We start from the raw sequence: 20,048 nt of genomic DNA on the forward strand, positions 1-20,048 counted from the left end.
GGCGTACTGGATCGCCCGCCTGCGCGGGCGATGACACCGAATATGAGGTCAGAGTTCGCTTCATCTCACGCCGTATGCGCCTTGTAGGCGGCTTCATCCATGAGGCCGCCGAGCTCGCTCTTGTCGGCAATCTTGATCTTGAAGAACCAGGCTTTGCTTTGTGCATCCGAGTTCACCAGCGCTGGCTCGGCGGCGAGTTCGGCGTTGGTCTCGAGCACCTCGCCGGAGATCGGCGCGTAAACGTCGGAGGCGGCCTTGACCGATTCCACGACGGCGGCGGCTTCCGCCTTCTTCAGGGTGCGGCCGACCTTGGGCAATTCGACGAACACGACGTCGCCGAGCTGCGACTGCGCGTAATCCGTGATGCCGACGGTTGCGACATCGCCGTCGATCGCGAGCCATTCGTGGTCGGTGGTGTACAGCGTCGTGGTCATTTTCTGAAGTCCTCAGCGTTTGTAGGTGTTTTTCACGAACGGCATGGCGGCGACGGTGAGCGGCAGACGTTGCCCGCGCACCTCGGCGAAGAGTTTTGTATCGAGCGCGCTTGAGGCAGTGGGCACGTAGCCCATCGCCACCGGCGCATTCAGGCTCGGGCCGAAGCCGCCTGAGGTGACCTTGCCGATCGGCTCGCCGCCCTCGCTATCGGCAAACAACAGCGCGCCTTCGCGCACCGGCGCGCGGCCCTCCGTGCGCAGGCCGACGCGGCGGCGGGCTGCGCCGTGATCGAAATGCGCGAGGATCTTGTCGGCACCAGGAAAACCGCCGGCGCGGGCGCCGCCGGTGCGGCGGCTCTTCTGCACCGACCATTCAAGTGCGGCCTCGACCGGCGTCGTCTCGGTATCGATGTCGTGGCCATAGAGACAGAGCCCGGCTTCCAGCCGCAGGCTGTCGCGGGCACCAAGGCCGATCGGCATCACATCGGAGTTGTCCAGCAATGTCTTGGCGAGGCGCTCGGCATTGCTAGCTGCCACCGAGATCTCAAAACCGTCCTCGCCGGTGTAGCCCGAGCGCGAGACGAAACAGGGGAGGCCGGCAACCTCGTGCGGGCCGGCATCCATGAACTTCATGGCGGGCGCTGCTGCACATAATTTCGCCAGCGCTGACTCGGCCTTCGGGCCCTGCAACGCGATCAGCGCGCGATCGGCAAGCGAATCGATGATGCAGGCGTCGGAGAGATTCGCGCGCAGATGCGCCTCGTCCTCGGCCTTGCAGGCGGCGTTGACGACCAGGAACAGGTGATCGCCGAAATTGGCGACCATCAGATCGTCCAGAAGCCCGCCATCGGCATTGGTGAACTGGGCGTAGCGCTGCCGTCCCGGCGCAATCGCCACAATATCCTGCGGCACCAGCCGCTCCAGCGCGCGGGCGGCGTCCTCGACCCTGCCGGATTTCGGCCGAAGGGCGATCTGGCCCATGTGGGAGACGTCGAACAGGCCGGCGGAGGAGCGGGTCTGAAGGTGCTCCTTCAGGACGCCTGCGGGGTACTGCACGGGCATGTCGTAGCCCGCGAACGGCACCATCTTGCCGCCAAGCGTCACATGAAGGTCGTGGAGGGGGGTACGTTTCAGGGAGTCTTTGTCGTCACGCACGGACATCGCAGGGGTCCTCGGCGGTTCCCCGGGGACGATTCCCCGGAAGCAACCAGTCGAAGCCCCATCTGTCGCTGTGCCTGAGAGTATTATCCCGTCGGCGGACGCAGTCCGGGCTTCAAGCCCGTCGGCGCCTCTTTCCAGATGTCGTCAAAGCCACGCGGTCCTTTTGCCTGAGAGTTTCCGGGGCGGTTGCTCCTTCGGCGCCGGCAATGAAGCCGGTCTCTCCCGACGTGGCCGTACGATACAGATGGGTACAGACCACAGCCCGGCCAAGCCTGTCAACGCGCACCTGGCGGCTTTCCAACGGGATTGCGCGACTGCGGCAACCCTCTGATCTTTCTGCACAGTTTCTGGACAGCGAAGCTGGCCTTGTCTAAAAGCGCTTTGGCCCGCAGATATCAGCCCAAATCACCGGTTTGGATGGCAGGAAAGCGGGTCCAAGCACACCCGATTGGATGAACATGAGCGGCGTCAACGAGATCAGGTCGACCTTTCTGAACTTCTTTGCCGAGAACGGCCACGAGATCGTGTCGTCCTCGCCATTGGTGCCGCGCAACGATCCGACGTTGATGTTCACCAATGCCGGCATGGTGCAGTTCAAGAACGTCTTCACCGGCGTCGAGAAGCGGCCCTATCAGCGCGCCACCACGTCGCAGAAATGCGTGCGCGCCGGCGGCAAGCACAACGACCTCGACAATGTCGGCTACACCGCGCGCCATCTCACCTTCTTCGAAATGCTCGGCAACTTCTCGTTCGGCGACTATTTCAAGGAGCGCGCGATCGAGCTGGCCTGGAAGCTGATCACGAAAGAATACGGGCTCAAGAAGGACAAGCTGCTCGTCACCGTCTATCACACCGACGACGAGGCGGCCGGACTCTGGAAGAAGATCGCCGGCTTCTCCGACGACCGCATCATCCGCATCCCGACCTCGGATAATTTCTGGGCGATGGGCGACACCGGCCCATGCGGCCCGTGCTCGGAAATCTTCATCGACCGCGGCGACCATATCTGGGGCGGCCCTCCCGGCTCGCCGGAAGAGGACGGCGATCGCTTCCTCGAATTCTGGAATCTCGTGTTCATGCAATACGAGCAGGTGACGAAGGAGCAGCGCGTTGATCTGCCGCGTCCCTCGATCGACACCGGCATGGGCCTCGAGCGCATGGCCAGCGTCATGCAGGGCGTCGACAGCGTGTTCGAGACCGATCTGTTCCGTCATCTGATTGACGCGACGTCGTCGGCGCTGGGCAGCGGACCGAACGAGCAGACCGTCGCCTCGTTCCGCGTCATCGCCGACCATCTGCGCTCCTCGGCCTTCCTGGTCGCGGACGGCGTGTTGCCGTCGAACGAAGGCCGCGGCTACGTGCTGCGCCGGATCATGCGCCGCGCGATGCGCCATGCGCAGCTGTTAGGGGCCAAGGAGCCGCTGATGCATCGCCTGGTCTGGGCGCTGGTCCGCGAGATGGGCCAGGCCTATCCCGATCTGATGCGCGCAGAAAACCTGATCGAGGAGACGCTGCGGCTGGAAGAGACCCGCTTCCGCAAGACTCTGTCGCGCGGCTTGGCCATCCTGGATGAGAAGAGCGCGGGCCTGAAGAAGGGCGACATGTTCGACGGCGACGTCGCCTTCACGCTGTACGACACCTATGGTTTTCCGCTCGACCTGACGCAGGACGCGCTGAAGTCGCGCGGCATCGGCGTCGACCAGGCCTCGTTCACCGACGCGATGGAGCGGCAGAAAGCCAAGGCGCGCGAATCCTGGAAGGGCTCTGGCGAAGCGGCATCCGAAGCGATCTGGTTCCCGCTGCGCGAGAAGCTCGGGGCCACCGAATTTCTGGGCTACGAGACCGAGAGCGCCGAAGGCGTGGTGTCTGCGCTGGTGAAGGACGGCGCTGAGGTTGCCAGCCTCAAGGCCGGCGACACCGGTGCGCTGCTGCTGAACCAGACGCCGTTCTATGCGGAGTCCGGCGGCCAGGTCGGCGACACCGGCGTGCTGACGGGCGAGGGCGGCATCAAATTCCGCGTCACCGACACGCAGAAGAAGCTCGGCGATTTCTTCGTTCACGTCGGCACGCTGGAGAGCGGCGAGCTGAAGGTCGGCGCCGCGCTGCAGCTCGAGGTCGATCATTCCAGGCGCTCGTCGATCCGCGCGCATCACTCGGCGACGCATCTCATCCATGAGGCGCTGCGCCAGGTGCTCGGCGATCACATCGCCCAGCGCGGCTCGATGGTGGCGCCGGATCGTCTGCGCTTCGACTTCGTTCATCCGAAGCCGATCACGGCGGAAGAGCTCGCGCGTGTCGAGGATATCGCCAACGACGTGGTGCTGGAGAACGACGAGGTCACCACCCGCGTCATGGGCGTCGACGAGGCCCGCGAGGCCGGTGCGCGTGCGCTGTTCGGCGAGAAGTATGGCGACGAGGTTCGCGTCGTCTCGATGGGCAAGACCGCGCGCGAGCGCGGCACCAACGCGCTCGGCTGGTCGGTCGAGCTCTGCGGCGGCACCCATGTGCGGCGCACCGGCGATATCGGCCTGATCACGCTGACCGGCGAGAGCGCGGTGGCCTCGGGCGTGCGCCGCATCGAGGCGTTGACCGGCAACTACGCGCGCCGCCACGCCAACGAGACCATGGCGCTGGCGAAGAACGCGGCGAGCGAGCTGCGCACCTCGATCGACGACGTTCCGGCGCGCATCACCGCGCTGATGGAGGAGCGCAAGAAGCTCGAGCGCGAGCTCTCGGATGCCCGCAAGAAGCTGGCGATGGGCGGCGGCGCGTCTGCCGGTGATGGCGCAGCCGCGGGCGTGCGCGACGTCGGCGGCGTCAAGCTGATGGCGCGCGCGGTCGAGGGCATCGAGATGAAAGATCTCAAGAGCCTCGCCGACGACGGCAAGAAGCAGATCGGCTCCGGCGTGGTCGCCATCGTCGGCGTCACCGAGGACGGCAAGGCCGGCGTTGTGGTCGGCGTCACCGCCGATCTCACCGCGCGCTTCAATGCGGTCAATCTGGTGAAGATCGCCTCCGAAGCGCTCGGCGGCAAGGGCGGCGGCGGCCGTCCCGACATGGCGCAGGCCGGTGGCCCCGACGGCGGCAAGGCGACCGAGGCGTTGGCTGCGATCGAAAAAGCCATCCTCGAACAAAAAGCGGCAGGCGCTTAAAGGCAGATGGGCCTCGTTCCGCGAGGGCGTGGCCTGCGCGATCCCGATCTGAGGGATCGCCTCTACGAATTGCTGGAGCACGATCCCCTGGCCTATTCGGCGGGATCGCGCTTCATCCAGATCATCATCGGCGTCATCGTGCTCGATGTCCTCGCGATGATCCTGGCCTCGGTGCCGGAGCTGGATGCGCGATACGGTGCGCTGTTCTCCGGGATCAAGATCCTCTGCGTCATCGTGTTCGCGCTGGAATATGCCGCGCGGCTCTGGACGGTGGCGGGCCATACGCCGCGCAATCGCTCGCCGCTCGCCGACCGGCTCGGCTATGCCTTCTCGGCGCTCGGCATCATCGACCTCATGGCATTCCTGCCTGCCGCGATCGTGCTGGTGATGGGGCGGCACGCAACCCTGGCCGCGCTCGGCGTGCTGCCGTTCTTCAAGTTGATCCGATATTCGCCGGCGATGCGCTCGCTGCTCGCCGCCGTGCATGCCGAGCGGCGGGCGCTGATCGGCTGCCTCGTCATCCTGACCGGCGCGGTCTTGACGTTCGCCTCGCTGCTCTACGCCGTCGAGCGCGACGTGCAGCCGACCAAGCTCGGCACCATTCCGGACGCGATGTGGTGGGCGATCGTGACGCTCGGCACCGTCGGCTATGGCGACGTCGTGCCGGTGACGGCGCTCGGCAAGATCATCTCGGTCCTCACCATCATCAGCGGCTTCGCCATGATCGCACTGCCGGTCGCGATCATTTCCACCGCCTTCGCCGAAGAGGTGAAGCGGCGCGATTTCGTCGTGACCTGGGGCATGCTCGCCCGCGTGCCGCTGTTCTCGCATCTCGCGGCCGGCGAAATCGCCGACATCATGCGGCTGCTCCGCGCGCGCACCATCGAGCAGGGCGAGGTGCTGGTGCGGCGGGGCGATGCGGCCTCGTCGATGTATTTCATCACCGCCGGCGAGGTCGAGATCGCGCTGCCGAGCCAGCAGGTGCGGCTCGGCGACGGCACGTTTTTCGGCGAGATCGCGCTGCTGCACAAGACGAAACGCAGCGGCACGGTGACGGCGACGCGCAAGACGCGGCTCTTGCTGCTCGACGCCCAGGATTTTCACGCCCTGATCGCGCGCATGCCGACGCTCGCCGCCCACGTCCACGAGACGGCGCGCGCGCGGCTGGAGGAGACCGGCGATCTCGCCGCCGCCGAGCTCGCGCAGGCCCAGCGCGAGGGCACCGACCGCTGAGCGGTCAGCCCTTCTTCAGGAAGACGTACTCGGCCGAGTAGGGCGCGCTTTTGAACTCGCCGGCCTTGTCGCAAGGACCCTCGAGCTTGCCGCCATGGGTGTTGATGCGCTGAACGGTGGTGACCGGCGTCAACACGCCGCTGCCGCGGCGGGAGGCGACCTCGAGCTTCAGCCAGGGAATATCGGCCGCCGTTGCGCCCGGAGCATTGCCAATCGCCTTGCCCACGACGGCGCTGCCGTCGGCGTGCTCCCAGTTCGGCCCCGCATAGTGGCGGCCGATGGTCTTGCCCTCCGAGAGCAGCGTCGCGATCGGCTCGCGGAAAGCCCAGGCGAGCTTGCCGTCGGTGCCGGCCTTGCACTCATAGACCTGCGCGCCCTCGGCGTGGACGCTGAGCACGACGCTCTCGCCGGCGGCGGCGATGGCCTCGGGCAGCGTCTCGGCGGCGGAGGCGGGCGCGGCCATGGCGGCGAGCAGCAGCAGGCAGGGGGCAACAAACTTGGTCGACATGGTCGTATCTCTCCGCGGGAGGGCTCTCAAAAAACGAACGGGCCGCGTGTGAGACGCGGCCCGGGATGATGTCTGGCCCAGTCGGGCGAAAATGCGGATGGCAGCTTAGGCCGCCAGCGCCTTCACAAGGTTGTCAGCGACCTTGTCGAGGAAGCCGGTGGTCGAGAGCCAGCGCTGGTCGGCGCCGACCAGGAGCGCGAGGTCCTTGGTCATGTAGCCTTCCTCGACGGTGTCGACGCAGACCTTCTCCAGCGTGGCCGCGAACTTCGCGAGCGCCGGATTGTTGTCGAGCTTGGCGCGGTGCGACAGGCCACGGGTCCAGGCGAAGATCGACGCGATCGAGTTGGTCGAGGTCTCCTTGCCCTTCTGGTGCTCGCGGTAGTGGCGGGTCACCGTGCCGTGGGCGGCTTCGGCTTCCACCGTCTTGCCATCGGGGGTGAGCAGCACCGAGGTCATCAGGCCGAGCGAGCCGTAGCCCTGGGCCACGGTGTCGGACTGCACGTCGCCGTCGTAGTTCTTACAGGCCCAGACGTAGCCGCCGGACCACTTCAGCGCCGAGGCGACCATGTCGTCGATCAGGCGGTGCTCGTAGGTCAGGCCCTTGGCGTCGAACTCCTTCTTGAACTCCTTGTCGAAGATCTCCTGGAAGATGTCCTTGAAGCGGCCGTCATAGACCTTCAGAATCGTGTTCTTGGTCGACAGGTACACCGGGTAGCCGCGCAGCAGGCCGTAGTTGAAGGAGGCGCGGGCGAAGTCGATGATGGAGTCGTCGAGATTGTACATCTCCATGGCGACGCCGGCGCCCGGAGCCTTGAACACTTCCTTCTCGATCACGGTGCCGTCCTCGCCGACGAACTTCAGCGAGAGGGTGCCCTTGCCCGGGAACTTGATGTCGGTGGCGCGGTACTGGTCGCCATAGGCGTGGCGGCCGATGATGATCGGCTTGGTCCAGCCGGGAACCAGGCGCGGCACGTTCTTGCAGATGATCGGCTCGCGGAAGATCACGCCGCCGAGGATGTTGCGGATGGTGCCGTTCGGCGACTTCCACATCTGCTTGAGGTTGAACTCCTTCACCCGGGCCTCGTCCGGGGTGATGGTGGCGCACTTGACGCCGACGCCGACCTTCTTGATCGCCTCGGCGGCGTCGATGGTCACCTGATCGTTGGTGTGGTCGCGGTACTCCATGCCCAGGTCGAAATACTGCAGCTCGACATCCAGGAACGGGTTGATCAGCTTGTCCTTGATGTACTGCCAGATGATCCGGGTCATCTCGTCGCCATCGAGCTCGACGACGGGATTGGATACCTTGATTTTTGCCATGATCGGAGAAGCCTTCTTGGGAACTGGAGGAAATCTCCCGCGCTATAGCACCGCCCGAGGGCGGGCGGAAGCGGAGCGGTTATGCACTTTCAGCCCATCTTTTCGCCGAGAACCGCCATTCCCTGAGGTCGGAATGACGGCCCTCGCACCTTGTTTGGGCACCGATCCCCGGAGCGAACCGGCGCCCTCCGAGAACGCTTCTAAAAGGCGGCCTGGGTGGCGGTGCCGGCCACGATGTACCAGGTCACGAACAGGCCGGAGATCAGGGCGCCCGGCAGGCTCGATCCGGTCCGTCGCCAGGTGAAGGTCGCGATCACGGCGACGATCGCGAGCAGCGGCACGAACTGGATGGCGACGATGGTCGAGAGCGGCACGAAGCCGGGATCGGGGAGCGGGTTGAACAGCTTTCCGGTCAGCCAGAGCGTGCCGTATTGCAGGACCAGCAGCACGATGAAGCCGAACGTCAGCGCCAGGATATTGGTCAGATAAAGCGCGAGCCGCGGCGCCTCCATGGTCGAGAAATTCCGGTGCAGCACGTGCAGCGCCACGACGAAAAACGCCGTGAACGGAATCAGGTAGATCAGGAAGATCACAAACTGCTTCTGGTTCATCAGCTTCAGGGCGATGATCCAGAATCGGAAGTCGATCTTGAAGGCGAGGTCGGCGAGCCACAGCGCGGCATAGCCGACGGCGACGGAGACAACCGCGATCGCGAGCGACTGGCCGAGCAGCCCGGTCCGCCCCTTGCGCTTCGGGGCGAAGCCCATCAGCGCCAGCGTGATCAGGCCGTTGATGATGGCCCAGACCAGGATCTGGTTCGTGATGCCCTGCGGCAGGTACGCCGACGGCGTCACGAAGCTGCCGCCCAGTGCAAAGGCCGGGTAGTAGGTCAGCGCCGGAATGAAGGCGGACAGGATGAAAGCTGCGGTCCAGCGCCGGCCGGCGGCGGCGTGATGCGGCGGCATGGTGCCGTCGGGGACCGCGGGCAGGCGGAGGCGGGCGAACATCTGCGCTTCGAGCAGGCCGTCGAACGTGCCGATCAACAGCGCGACGAAACCAACAAACGCGATCAGCGTGCCGAGCTCCTTGCGGAACCAGATCTGGTCGTCGGCCGGCCGCGGCGTGCCGCCCTGCAGCGTCTTGGCGAACCAGTCGAGGCTGTAGCTGATCGCCTCATGCGAGATGTGTTCGGCCGGGTGCGTGATCGCAGGCGTGTAAAGCACCCGGGCGGTCCCGGCCGTTGGGTCGCCATAGACCTTGCCCGGCTCGACCGGCCCCTGCGTGCCGAACATCGCCCACAGCTTGGGGCTCTTGGTGACATCGCGGGCGAGATCGACACCCCACATCAACGTGGAGAATTCTTCGTACTGGGCGAACACCAGCGCCACATTGCGCGGCCAACTGGGGGTGCCGTCGGCCGCGAACGGTTTGCCGGTCGAGGAGCCCTCGAGCACCATCGACTTGTAGTCGTTCGGCATCGCGGTGGCCGCGGCCAGCACAGTCCAGCCGCCCATCGAGTGACCCTCAAGGCCGATATTGGCCTTGTCGACGATGTCGAGGCTGCGGAGATAGGCGAGGCCGTCAGGGCCGCCGAAGCCGTTGGCGAAGGCGGGTGGATCGCTATAGCCATGGCCGGTCTGGTCCAGCGCCAGCACGACATAGCCGCGGCGGGCGAATTCGATGGCGAAGCCATCCTGGGTCTCGCGCGAATTGATGTAGCCGTGGACGGCGAGGATGCCGGGTGCCGGGGTCTGTGCGGTGGCATTTTGGGGGATGTAGAGCAGGGCACTCATGGTGTTGCCCTTGGCGCCCTTGAACCTGACATCCTGGATCCGGATGCCGCCTGATGTCTGCGTCAGATGGGCGATGAGGCCGCCCGCCACGATCAGGACCAGTCCCAGAAGCGCCAATTTCCATCGGCTCAGCATCGCCATCCCCCCACTCAATCGTTGCTTCAGCTCAGGCCTTTCGGCTTCGCTTTGGTTGTGGTTGATAGCCATATCCGAAAGCAATGCGCGCGCAAGCCGAGCGGTGAAATCGTCCCCAATTGAGGTGCGATTGCGGTTTCGCAAACGCCGCTAACCCTGTTATCTCCCTTGAGAAATTGCGCCGCGCGGAAGGCGGGCGGGCGGCGTGGATGAAGGTTTGGATCAGGGTCTTCGGACAGACGTTCAAGCTCTTCGGAAGCCGAAAGCTGAAGCAGAAAGTGGATTGAGATGTCCGGCACCGACAAGACCAAGGCAGGGCTCGCACTCGACGGCCCCATCGTGATCCTGGTCGAACCGCAGCTCGGGGAAAATATCGGTATGGCCGCGCGCGCCATGGGTAATTTCGCCCTGAGCCGCTTGCGCATCGTCAACCCGCGTGACGGCTGGCCGAACATCGCAGCCCAGCGGGCCGCCGCCGGCGCCGACCACATTCTGGAAACGGTCGAACTGTTCGACACAGTGGAGCAGGCGGTGGCCGACCTCGACCTGCTGTTCGCCACCACCGCGCGACCTCATGATCAGGCCAAGCCGGTGGTGGGGCCGGAAGCGGCCGCCGCGGAGATTTCGGGACACGTTGCCACCGGCGGCAAGGCCGGCATCTTGTTCGGCCGGGAGCGCTGGGGCCTGACCAATGAGGAGGTCGGGCTCTCCAACCGCATCATCACCTTCCCGGTCAATCCGGGCTTTGCCTCGCTCAACCTTGCCCAGGCCGTGCTGCTGGTCGGTTATGAATGGTTCAAGCGCGCGACATCAGGCGAACTGCCGCACGGCATGCCGGAACGCTCCGAGCGCGCCTCGCAGCACCAGATGCAGTCCTTCTTCGACAACCTCATCCGCGAGCTCGACCGCGTCGAATTTTTGCGCCCGGCCGAGAAGCGCGACACCATGCTGGTCAACCTGCGCAACATCTTCTCCAGGATGGAGCCGACCAAGCAGGACATGCACACGCTCCACGGCGTGGTGATGGCCATCGCGGAAGGCCGCAAGGGCCCGGCCAAGGGCGGCGTGCTCGATGGCGAGCAGGCCACGCGCCTGCGCGCGCTGCTGGCCGAGCACGGCCAGGGCGGCGGCGTGCCCGACAGCGGCTCCACCGTGCGCGGCCTTGCGCGCCTGCTCCGCCGCAACCCGACCGATGCCGAGCGCCTGCTCTGGCAGGCGCTCACGCGCGATCGCCGTTTTGCAGGTGGGTTCAAGCGCCAGACCCCCGTGGGCCGCCACATCCCGGATTTCGTCTCCTTTCCGCACCGGATCGCGATCGAGCTGGTGAATCCAGGCGAGGGCGAGACGATTGCCGCCGACCGCGCGTCGCGGCGGGCATGGCTGGAGGCGCGCGATTATCGCGTGCTGGAGATCCGCGCGGCGGATGTCGAGCGCGATCTCGAGGCGGAGCTGGTGCGGCTGCAGGGGATGGTCGAGCAGGGCGCGTAGGTTTGGGCTGGCCGGCGCCGTTACGATAGCTGCAACCAAGGGCTGTGCATGAGCCCGATTGGTTGCTATGACAGTCCCCGTGAATTGAGTTGGGGACTGCATGTTTGGAATGACAGGCCGCGCACTCATGTGTGCGGTAGCAGGTTTTGCGGGCTTGATCGATGCGCCGGTCGCCCGCGCGGAAATGCCATTGACCGCCAAGTGCAACGCGGTCGGAAATTTCAGTGTCGATGACCGGATCGCGGGCTGCACCGCGATGATCGAGGCGGCGCCGACCATGCAGCAAAGCACAATCATGGCACACATTCGCCGCGCCATGTTCTACCGCCAGAAAGGCGAGATCGATCGTGCGATCGCTGATTACGACGAGATCATCGCGCGCTATCCAGAGAATGTGAGCGCCCGATTGGACAGGGCTTTCGCGCATATCCAGAAACAAGAGCCCGATGCCGCACTGCCTGACTACGACAAGGTGATCGAGCTTGATCCAAAGTCCGTCTATGCCCGTCTGGGGCGAGCCCGGATCTATCGATCAAAAGGGGATATCGATCGCGCCATCGCTGATTATGATCAAGCCCTTTTGGTCCACCCGGACAATGTCCTGGTGCATGTCGACCGAGGTCTCATTTACATCCGCAAGGGCGACCTGGATAGGGCGATGGCTGACTGCAATCGAGCGGTCGAGATCAGCCCGCAGAGTGGCGGCGGCCAGCTGTGCCGTGGCCGAGTTTACTTCGCGAAGGGCAACAGAGCGAGTGCATTGGCTGAAGTCGATCAGACAATGCCGATCAAGCCAAAACAAGAGAATTTCTATTTCTTCCGAGCGGAGTCCTTCTCTCAGCTAGGCGAAATCGATCGCGCGATCGCCGACTATGACCGGATCATCGAACTGAATCCCCGAAGCCCATTTGGCTACGGCTGTCGCGGTGTCGCCCGTGCCCGAAAGGGCGACTATGATGGCGCCATCGCCGATTACAACAAGGCGATCCAGCTGGCACATCAAGCTCAAGGATCGCCCGGTGATCGACCGACCCAGAATCAAGGTCAGGATGGTGAGTCCATTTCGGCGTCCGTCGCTACTGAATCAATTGTATTTGCTTCAGGAGACGGCCCTGCGCTCCGCGCGAGGGGCCTTGCCTACTACGCAAAAGGGGAGCTTGACCACGCGATCGCAGATTACGACGAGGCAATCCGCCTAAATCCCAACGACAAGGACGCAATATCGAACCGGGCCAACGCGTACAGAGGCAAGGGGGATTTGGATCGCGCGATCGCAGGTTACGATCAGCTCGTGCAACTCGATCCTAAAAATGCGCGCGCCTACTTTCATCGCGCAAGATTCTATTGGCAGATTGATTCGTTCGCGAAATCGCTGGCTGACCTCGATCAATCAATTCAGATTAATCCAAAGGAAGCCTATCCGGTCATTTGGCGCGAAATCGTCGCAAAGCGCAGCGACCAACCTAGTGGACTAAGCGAGGCTGCGAAGCAGCTGGACGGGACCAAATGGCCCGCGCCGATTGTAAATCTCTTGCTTGGCACGATGACGCCGGAGCAAGTGATCCGCGCCGCTGACGATGCCGACCCCATGAGGAAAAAGGCTCAGCTCTGCGAGGCGAATTTCTATATCGCAGAGCGCGCACTGCAGGGCGGCTCCAGGGACGAGGCGTTGAAATTGTTCGATCAGGCCGCGGCCGACTGTCCGAAAACTTTCATCGAGAAACAGGCCGCCGACGTCGAGCTTGCCGCGCTGCGAGTGGGCCGCTGATTGAGATCGGGCATGGTCTCGTCGAGTGAGCAAAGGCGCCTAGCACCGTGCTCACCAATTTCGTCGCTGTGCGCGAGGGGGCAATGCTTCGCAGTGCCCCCATGCGAGACGTCACCTATCGTCCGAGCTGAACGTCTCGCTCCACCGCAATCCATGTCGTCTTCGCCACCGCCAGCAGGGTCCCGCTTTCGTCATGCAGCGCGGCCTCGGCCATGCGCTTGCGGCCGTCGCGGGCGGTGGGCCAGGCCGTGATGATGCAGCGGTCGCCGGGGCGCGGGCGGGCTTCGATCCGTGCCGACATCCGGCCGAGCAGGAGTGGCGTGCGGTCGATGGCATTGCTCTGCGGATCGCAGTTGCAGGCGAAACCGGTGGGGCAGTCGAGCGCGGACCAGAGAAATTCGGGAGCGATCAGGCCGTCATCGGCGGCGAGATTTGGATCAGGGACCCAACTCGCTGCGAGGACGGGCGTGTGTGCATGACGGCCGAGCGGGCCGGCGAAGATGCGCAGGCCGTCGCCCTTGGCCCTTGCGGGGCCGCAGACGAAACAGGTTGGCAGCGGATGTTCGTGCGGCTTGATCGGCGTCAGCAATTCGGCGGCGCTGGCTTCCGCGAAGCTGGCTGTTTCCAGCCGCGCGAGTTCGACGCTCACTGCACGCCCGGTGGCGACGACCCTGGCACCATCGCGAAGCTCCCATGTGCTGTCGTCCGTTGCGATCGCAGCGAGCGGTGTGTCGAGCGGAGGCGGCGCGCGCAGTGTCACCTCGGCGCCGCCGGGAATGTGCTGGGCCAGCCGGCCGCAGACATAGCCGCCATTGCCGGAGTTCGGCGGGCCGCAATAGCGCTTGTCGATGATGATCTCGGTCAACGGTTAGATTCCTGAAGTTTCCACGGCGTCATGGCCGGGCTTGTGCGGGTTACTCTATCGGATCTTGAGGACAATTCTTCCCTGAACCATCCGGTTGGCGACGGCGTGCATGGCGTCACGGGCCTCATCCAAAGGGAGGACGCGGTCGATGTGCGGGCGGATGTGTCCGTCGGCCAGCAATTGCATCAACGTGTCGTTCATACGCGCGGCCTCTGCGAAAAATTTCTCCGCCCAGGCGCCGACGAAGACGCCGATGATGGCATAGTTCTTCAGAAGCGGCAGGTTCATCGGGATCGAGGGAATCTCGCCGCTGGTGAATCCGATCGGCATCAGCCGCCCGCCCCAGTTCATCAATCGGGCCATCTGTTCGAGGATCGCGCCGCCGATATTGTCGAAGCCGATATCGATGCCCCGGCCTGCTGTGATCGACTTGATGCGGTCGCGCAGATTCTCGCTGCGATAATTGATCACGTCGCTGGCGCCGTAGAGGCGCACCAGCGGGGCCTTGTCGTCGGAGCCGACGCCGGCGATGACGCGCAGGCCCAGATGGCGGCCGAGATCAACGGCGGCGAGCCCGACGCCGCCGGCGGCGCCGGTGATGAAAACGGTCTCGCCGGCTCGCGCCCGTGCGCGCTCGACCAGCGCATAATAGGCGGTGCCGTAATTGTGCAGGATGGTCGCCGCCGCCTCGAACGCGACGCCATCCGGCAGATGCACGCTCTTCGATGCCTTCGCGATCATCCGTTCGGCGTAGCCGCCGGTCCAGCTGCTGCAGGCCACGCGATCGCCGGGGACGAATTGTGTGACTTTCTCGCCGATCGCTACGACCACACCGGAGGCCTCCGTGCCGGGCACGAAGGGCAGCGGCGGTCGCATCTGGTAGAGGCCCGAGACCAGCAACTGGTCCATGAAGCTGACCGAGGCCGCATGGACGTCGATAAGAATCTCGTCGGCCGCGGGCTTCGGCTCGGCGATCTCACCAAGCCGCAAATCCTGCGGGCCGCTGAACGAGCTGCACAGCACGGCTCTCATCGCGGCGCTCCTTCCGTCTGGCGGCGCACGAACAGACGCGGCACCAGCATGGGAACGCGCTGGCGATATTGCTGATAGGTCGCGCCGAACTCGGCGATCAGATCCCGTTCCTCGAACTGCAGCGCGACCAGGATGTAGGCGGTGTTCGCGAGCGCGAACAGCAGACGGCCGATCGTCATCTCGGGCGTCGCCCAGAACGCGAGCAGGAAGCCGAGCATGATCGGATGCCGTACGATCTTGTAGAGCAGGGGCGTCCGGAACGACTGACCTGATATCTTGGCTCCGCGCCACGCGACGATGGCCTGGCGCACGCCGAACAGATCGAAATGATCGATCATGTGGGTCGAGGCGAACGCGATCAGCCAGCCGAGCCAATGCACAGAGGTCAGCAACCATGCCGCAACTCCGCGCGTCTGCCAGATCGGCATCGGGATCGGCCGCCATTGCCAGAACAGCAAGAGGAGGACCAGGCTGGAGAGCAGCACATAGGTGCTGCGCTCGCAGGCCGCGGGAAGGAATTTGGCCGACCATCGTTTGAACGCAGGACGCGCCATCACGCTGTGCTGGATGGCAAACAGGCTCATCAGCAGCAGATTGACGACGATGGCCTCGCCTGGACCTGTGGGGCTGCCGACGTCGATGGATTTCGGCACGACATAATTGCCGACGAAACCGAGCGCATAGAGAAATGAGATCGTGAACAGGGCGTAGCTCACGAGGGCGTAGAGCAGGATCAGGACGCGCGAGACCATGTTTTTTCCTATTGTGCCTGTTGCAGCGGTGACGCATGCAGGAGCCTGAATCGCTCGCAGGCGAGGCGGCTCGATCTGGCCCGATGGCTACCGCGCGACCGTCCCCTGCGCGTCCCCCGGGATTGCTGCGAAGGAAGGATGTCCATGACGGCTTTCTCGCTCGGGACGTTCGGGTTCCCCGAGATCCACGCCGACGGCCGCCCGATCAAGCTCGCCTTGCGCAAGGGGCTTGCGCTGCTGGTCTATCTCGCGGAGGCCAAGGGCGCGGTTGCGCGGGATTTGATCGCGACGCAGTTGTGGCCGGAGGCCGACCGCGAGACCGGGCTGGCGCGCTTGCGGCGCCTGCTTCATCGCATCGAGCTCGCGCTGGGCGAGCAGGTGTTCGAGACCGACCGCACCAGCGTGCGATGGTCGCCGGAGATCGAACTGACGGTCGATACGCATCTGTTCGAGAGCGCCTGCGACCGCGGCGCGTTTGAAGAGGCTTGCCGGATCTATCGCGGTGACTTCCTCGCGGGCTTCTCTCCGGAGGACGCGCCCGAATTCGACGATTGGGCGTTCTTTCGCCGCGAGGCGCTGCGGGGACGGCTCGTGCACGCGCTGGAGCGGCTGGTGCAGGACAGGAATGCCGCGGGCGATCATTTTGCGGCGACCGCGCATGCGGGGCGTCTGGTCGAGCTCGATCCGCTCAGCGAGGTCTATGGCCGGCATCTGATCCGCAGCCTGCTGCTATCAGGTGATCGCAGCGCCGCGGAACGGCACTATGCGGCGCTGACGCAGCGGCTGCGCGGGGAGCTTGACGTTGCGCCGGAAGCCGAGACCGAAGCGCTGATGAGCCCCGCCGCTGCACCGCATGCGCTTCCGACCACGCGCTACGTCAAGGGCGCTGGCGTGCACCTGGCGTATCAGACCTACGGCAGCGGCTCGCTCGATATCCTGGTGATGCCCGGCTTCGTCTCCCATGTGGAGCGCGCCTGGGAGCATCCCGCGTGCCGGACGTTTTTGGCGTCATTGATGAAGCTCGGGCGCCTCATCGTGTTCGATCGCCGCGGCATCGGGCTGTCCGACCGTGTCGGCTCGGCGCCGAGCATCGATGTCACCGCGGAGGATATCGGCACCGTGCTGCGGGCGGCGGGCTCGCGTTGCGTCGTGCTGTTCGGCGCATCGGAATGCGGACCGGCCTGCATCAAATTCGCGGCCGATGACGACAGCCGCGTCGCGGGGCTCATTCTATTCGGCGCGCTGGCCAAGGGGTGCTGGGCGGAAGATTATCCGCATGCGCTGCGCGCCAGCCAGTATGACGCCTGGAGCAAGCATCTGATCGCGCAATGGGGCGGCCCGGTCGGGATCGAAGCGTTTGCGCCGAGCCTTGCGGACGATCCGCAGGCGCGCGCCTGGTGGGCGGGGCTGTTGCGCGCTGCGTCCAGTCCCGGCGGCATCTCGGCCGTGCTGGAAGCGTTTCGCGACGCCGACGTGCGCGGTCTGCTGCCGCAGATCGCCGTGCCGACGCTGGTGCTGCATCGGCGGGACGACAAGGCCGTGCGTATCGCGGCCGGCCGCGACGTGGCGAGCCGGATCAAGGGTGCGCAGTTCGTCGAGCTCGACGGCCACGATCACTGGTTCTTTGCCGGCGATCAGCAGCCGGTGCTGGAGGCGATCAGGCGATTCATGGAACCCCTGAAGCGATAAGCCTCATTTATTGGCACGTTTCGTGCCTCCCAAAGCGGCAGGCCCGTCACATGCCTGATCAAGGGAGACCCCGACATGAAACGCGACGACCTCACCGAGAAGCTGCTCGACATCAAGCGCGAGAAGGGCTGGAGCTGGAAACACATCTGCGAAAAGATCGGCGGCTATTCGGAAGTGCTGATCGTCGGCGCGATCATGGGCCAGATGAAATTGACGAAGCCGCAGGCCGCGAATGCCGGCGAGTTGTTCGGGTTGTCGAAGACCGAGACCGCGATGCTCAACGAGGTGCCGATGCGCGGGCAGGGTACGCCGATGCCGCCGACTGATCCGCTGATCTATCGCTTCTACGAGATGGTGATGGTGAACGGTCCGGCCTGGAAGGCGCTGATCGAGGAAGAGTTCGGCGACGGCATCATGTCGGCGATCGACTTCGATATGGGCATCGAGCGCGTCGCCAACCCGAAGGGCGACCGCGTCAAGATCACGATGTCAGGCAAATTCCTGCCGTACAAATATTACGGCGCCAGCGGCAACGTGCCGGAGTACGGCTTCAAGGAAGAGTGAGGGAGCGAATGGCGAGCAGCGAATATTCGCTGCTCGCAACTGTTCGCTTACAGGATCGCGCCCGGCGTGTACTTGGCCGCCTCGGGCTTCGCCTTCGCCAGCGCATCGACCTGCTCGGCGAAATAATCAACCTGAGCGCCGGCATCGCCGGAATTGGCGCGGCCGTGCTCGAGCACCTGGCTCAGCTCGGCTTCGCTGAGGCCGAGACGCTGGTCGGCGGCGAGACGCTTGAGCAGGTCGTTCTGCACGATCTTGCCGGTGCGCAGGTCGCGGATGGCCGCGACCGCGTGCTCCTTGATCGCCTCATGCGCGCCTTCGCGGCCGGCGCCTTTCTTGACCGCTTCCATCATCACCGTGGTGGTGAGCAGGAACGGCAGGTAGCGATTGAGCTCGGTCGCAACGACGGCGTCGAATATCTCCATCTGGTCGAGCACCGACAGCAGCGTCTCGAGCAGGCCGTCCATGGCGAGGAAGGCATCGGGCAGCATCACGCGGCGGACGACGGAGCAGGAGACGTCGCCTTCGTTCCACTGATCGCCGGCAAGGCCTGCGGCCATCGCGAGATAGCCCTTCAGCACGATGTGCAGGCCGTTGATGCGCTCGCAGGAGCGGCTGTTCATCTTGTGCGGCATCGCGGACGAGCCGACCTGGCCCTTGGCGAAACCTTCGCTGGCGAGCTCATGGCCCGCCATCAGGCGCACCGTCTTGGCGAAATTGCCGGGACCGCTGGCGAGCTCGGTCAGCACGCTGACCGCGCGGAAGTCGAGACTGCGCGGATAGACCTGGCCGACCGCATCAAAGCTCTTGGGCAGGCCGAGATGCTTGAGGATTTGCTGTTCGAGCGCGCGGGCCTTGCCGGCATCGCCGTTGAACAGGGTGATCTGGTCGAGCCTTGTGCCGACCGCGCCCTTCAGGCCGCGCGCGGGATAGCTGTCGAGCACGCTGACCAGGCTCTGATGCGACACCAGCATCTCCTCGCCGAACATGGCGATGCGCTTGCCGAGCGTCGTAACCTGCGCGGCGACGTTGTGCGTGCGCGCCGTGAACGGCATGTCGCGGAGCTGCTTGGCGTGCTTGGCAAAGCGGATGAGTGCGGCGATGCTCTTGGTCTCGATCAGCTGCAGCCCGCGATAGACCTGGAGCTGCTCCACGTTCTCGGTGAGGTCGCGGCTGGTCATGCCCTTGTGCAGGTGCTCGTGACCGGCCAGGTCGCAGAACTCCTCAATCCGCGCCTTGACGTCGTGGCGGGTGATGCGCTCGCGCCGCATGATCGAGTCCAGGTCGACCTGGTCCTTCACGCGCTCGTAAGCCTCGATCACGCCATCGGGCACGGCAATGCCGAGATCGCGCTGGCCTTTCAGCACGGCGATCCAGTAATCGCGTTCGAGGCGAACCTTGCCTTCACCGCTCCAGATGGCCCGCATGGCGGGCGAGGCATAGCGTTGGGCGAGGACGTTGGAGATGTGATCTTGGCGGTTTTCCTGGGACATGCCGCCCATTTGGCATTGCTGGGGGCCGGCTGCAAGCCCGGCAGCGCGAGCGGCGGGGAGCCCTTCCGTGGCCGTCCACCGCTCGCTGTTAAGCTTACTTCCCGGCCTTTACCTCGGCGGCCGCGACCGCGATCAGCTCGCTCATCTTGCCGCGAATCGCCTGTTCGGTGAGGGCGACGTTCTTGGCGGCGAAATCGGCCATGACCTTGCGCAGGACGTCGCCGTCGCCGGCCTCCTCGAAATCGGCCGCGACCACCTCCTTGGCATAGGCGGTGGCGGCTTCGCCGGTGATTCCGAGCTTTTCGGCCGCCCACAGCCCCAGCAGCCGGTTGCGGCGGGCCTCCGCCCTGAACTTCTGCTCCTCGTCGAGGGCAAACTTCTTCTCAAAGCCTTCTTCGCGCTTGTTGAATTCGCTCATGCGTCTTCCAATTCCTCGGGGCTATGGACCTGGCGGCCCTCGTTGCGAGGGCCCTCACGCATGCCTAGATAGAGGGCACGATCGACGAAACAACGAGCCGTAAAGCCGCAGGCAAGGCGGTATAAGTCAGCGTCGGATGGGCCGGATCGATTGTGCTGGGACAGCCAATCGGATAGGTTGCCTAAAGGCTTGGTTCCCGTTCTGTTTCCAAGGATTCGGAAGGGGTTCCGGGCCGTTCACGGCAGC

16 protein-coding genes and 1 riboswitch are annotated in these 20,048 nt (G+C 64.8%); of the genes, 6 read left to right on the forward strand and 10 right to left on the reverse strand.

Features of this window, described 5'->3' with window-relative positions; all coding sequences use genetic code 11:
* Positions 1-65: 65 nt before the first annotated feature.
* Together gcvH and gcvT are read right to left on the reverse strand one after the other, a co-directional pair.
* A complete protein-coding gene (gene gcvH, locus QA645_RS15550; protein ID WP_283051296.1) occupies positions 66-434 on the reverse strand; it encodes a glycine cleavage system protein GcvH in 369 nt (122 codons plus the stop codon).
* 12 nt (positions 435-446) lie between these two features.
* Complete coding sequence (gene gcvT, locus QA645_RS15555; protein ID WP_283051297.1) at positions 447-1,595, reverse strand: glycine cleavage system aminomethyltransferase GcvT; 1,149 nt, start codon at positions 1,593-1,595, stop codon at positions 447-449.
* Between the two features lie 146 nt (positions 1,596-1,741).
* Positions 1,742-1,830, reverse strand: a riboswitch (glycine riboswitch).
* Positions 1,831-2,053: 223 nt separating this feature from the next.
* Here gcvT and alaS point away from each other — a divergent pair.
* Together alaS and QA645_RS15565 are read left to right on the forward strand one after the other, a co-directional pair.
* Entirely contained in the window at positions 2,054-4,747 is a 2,694-nt protein-coding gene (gene alaS / locus QA645_RS15560) for an alanine--tRNA ligase (protein ID WP_283051299.1), read from the forward strand.
* 6 nt (positions 4,748-4,753) lie between these two features.
* Positions 4,754-5,980, forward strand: a complete 1,227-nt coding sequence (locus QA645_RS15565; RefSeq protein WP_283051301.1) for a cyclic nucleotide-gated ion channel — start codon at positions 4,754-4,756, stop codon at positions 5,978-5,980.
* A 4-nt stretch (positions 5,981-5,984) separates the two neighbouring features.
* Here the strand turns inward: QA645_RS15565 and QA645_RS15570 are convergent, their stop codons facing one another.
* The 3 genes from QA645_RS15570 to QA645_RS15580 all read right to left on the reverse strand — a co-directional run bounded on the left by QA645_RS15570 (position 5,985) and on the right by QA645_RS15580 (position 9,736).
* Positions 5,985-6,488, reverse strand: a complete 504-nt coding sequence (locus tag QA645_RS15570; protein ID WP_283051302.1) for a DUF3455 domain-containing protein — start codon at positions 6,486-6,488, stop codon at positions 5,985-5,987.
* Positions 6,489-6,593: 105 nt separating this feature from the next.
* A complete protein-coding gene (locus QA645_RS15575; protein ID WP_254194440.1) occupies positions 6,594-7,808 on the reverse strand; it encodes an NADP-dependent isocitrate dehydrogenase in 1,215 nt (404 codons plus the stop codon).
* A gap of 200 nt (positions 7,809-8,008) precedes the next feature.
* Positions 8,009-9,736, reverse strand: a complete 1,728-nt coding sequence (locus tag QA645_RS15580) for an alpha/beta fold hydrolase (RefSeq protein ID WP_283051303.1) — start codon at positions 9,734-9,736, stop codon at positions 8,009-8,011.
* 288 nt (positions 9,737-10,024) lie between these two features.
* On the opposite strand from QA645_RS15580, the gene QA645_RS15585 reads away from it, so the two are divergent.
* Together QA645_RS15585 and QA645_RS15590 are read left to right on the forward strand one after the other, a co-directional pair.
* A complete protein-coding gene (locus tag QA645_RS15585) occupies positions 10,025-11,224 on the forward strand; it encodes a TrmJ/YjtD family RNA methyltransferase (RefSeq protein WP_283051305.1) in 1,200 nt (399 codons plus the stop codon).
* 100 nt (positions 11,225-11,324) lie between these two features.
* Complete coding sequence (locus QA645_RS15590; protein ID WP_283051307.1) at positions 11,325-12,992, forward strand: tetratricopeptide repeat protein; 1,668 nt, start codon at positions 11,325-11,327, stop codon at positions 12,990-12,992.
* A gap of 115 nt (positions 12,993-13,107) precedes the next feature.
* On the opposite strand, the gene QA645_RS15595 is transcribed toward QA645_RS15590, so the two are convergent.
* Genes QA645_RS15595 through mddA form a run of 3 tightly spaced genes read right to left on the reverse strand, consistent with a single transcriptional unit; the run spans position 13,108 to position 15,641 of the window.
* Complete coding sequence (locus tag QA645_RS15595; protein WP_283051308.1) at positions 13,108-13,857, reverse strand: hypothetical protein; 750 nt, start codon at positions 13,855-13,857, stop codon at positions 13,108-13,110.
* Positions 13,858-13,911: 54 nt separating this feature from the next.
* Positions 13,912-14,889: an NADPH:quinone oxidoreductase family protein gene (locus tag QA645_RS15600; RefSeq protein ID WP_283051309.1), complete on the reverse strand. Its 978-nt coding sequence runs from the start codon at positions 14,887-14,889 to the stop codon at positions 13,912-13,914.
* Entirely contained in the window at positions 14,886-15,641 is a 756-nt protein-coding gene (gene mddA / locus QA645_RS15605; RefSeq protein ID WP_283051310.1) for a methanethiol S-methyltransferase, read from the reverse strand. Before mddA ends, QA645_RS15600 begins: the two co-directional genes overlap by 4 nt.
* A 144-nt stretch (positions 15,642-15,785) precedes the next feature.
* Here mddA and QA645_RS15610 point away from each other — a divergent pair, with 144 nt between their 5' ends.
* Both QA645_RS15610 and cynS read left to right on the forward strand, forming a co-directional pair.
* A complete protein-coding gene (locus QA645_RS15610) occupies positions 15,786-17,330 on the forward strand; it encodes an alpha/beta fold hydrolase (protein ID WP_283051312.1) in 1,545 nt (514 codons plus the stop codon).
* Positions 17,331-17,405: 75 nt separating this feature from the next.
* Positions 17,406-17,894 carry a cyanase gene (cynS, locus tag QA645_RS15615; protein WP_283051313.1) on the forward strand — a complete coding sequence of 163 codons (489 nt, stop codon included), beginning with the start codon at positions 17,406-17,408 and terminating at the stop codon, positions 17,892-17,894.
* Between the two features lie 47 nt (positions 17,895-17,941).
* On the opposite strand, the gene purB is transcribed toward cynS, so the two are convergent.
* Both purB and QA645_RS15625 read right to left on the reverse strand, forming a co-directional pair.
* On the reverse strand, positions 17,942-19,384 hold the full coding sequence (gene purB, locus QA645_RS15620) for an adenylosuccinate lyase (RefSeq protein ID WP_283051314.1): 1,443 nt from the start codon (positions 19,382-19,384) through the stop codon (positions 17,942-17,944).
* Between the two features lie 94 nt (positions 19,385-19,478).
* Positions 19,479-19,802, reverse strand: a complete 324-nt coding sequence (locus QA645_RS15625; RefSeq protein ID WP_254132512.1) for a DUF1476 domain-containing protein — start codon at positions 19,800-19,802, stop codon at positions 19,479-19,481.
* Positions 19,803-20,048 lie beyond the last annotated feature (246 nt).

This window comes from Bradyrhizobium sp. CIAT3101, assembly GCF_029714945.1.
Classification (GTDB): Bacteria; Pseudomonadota; Alphaproteobacteria; order Rhizobiales; family Xanthobacteraceae; genus Bradyrhizobium.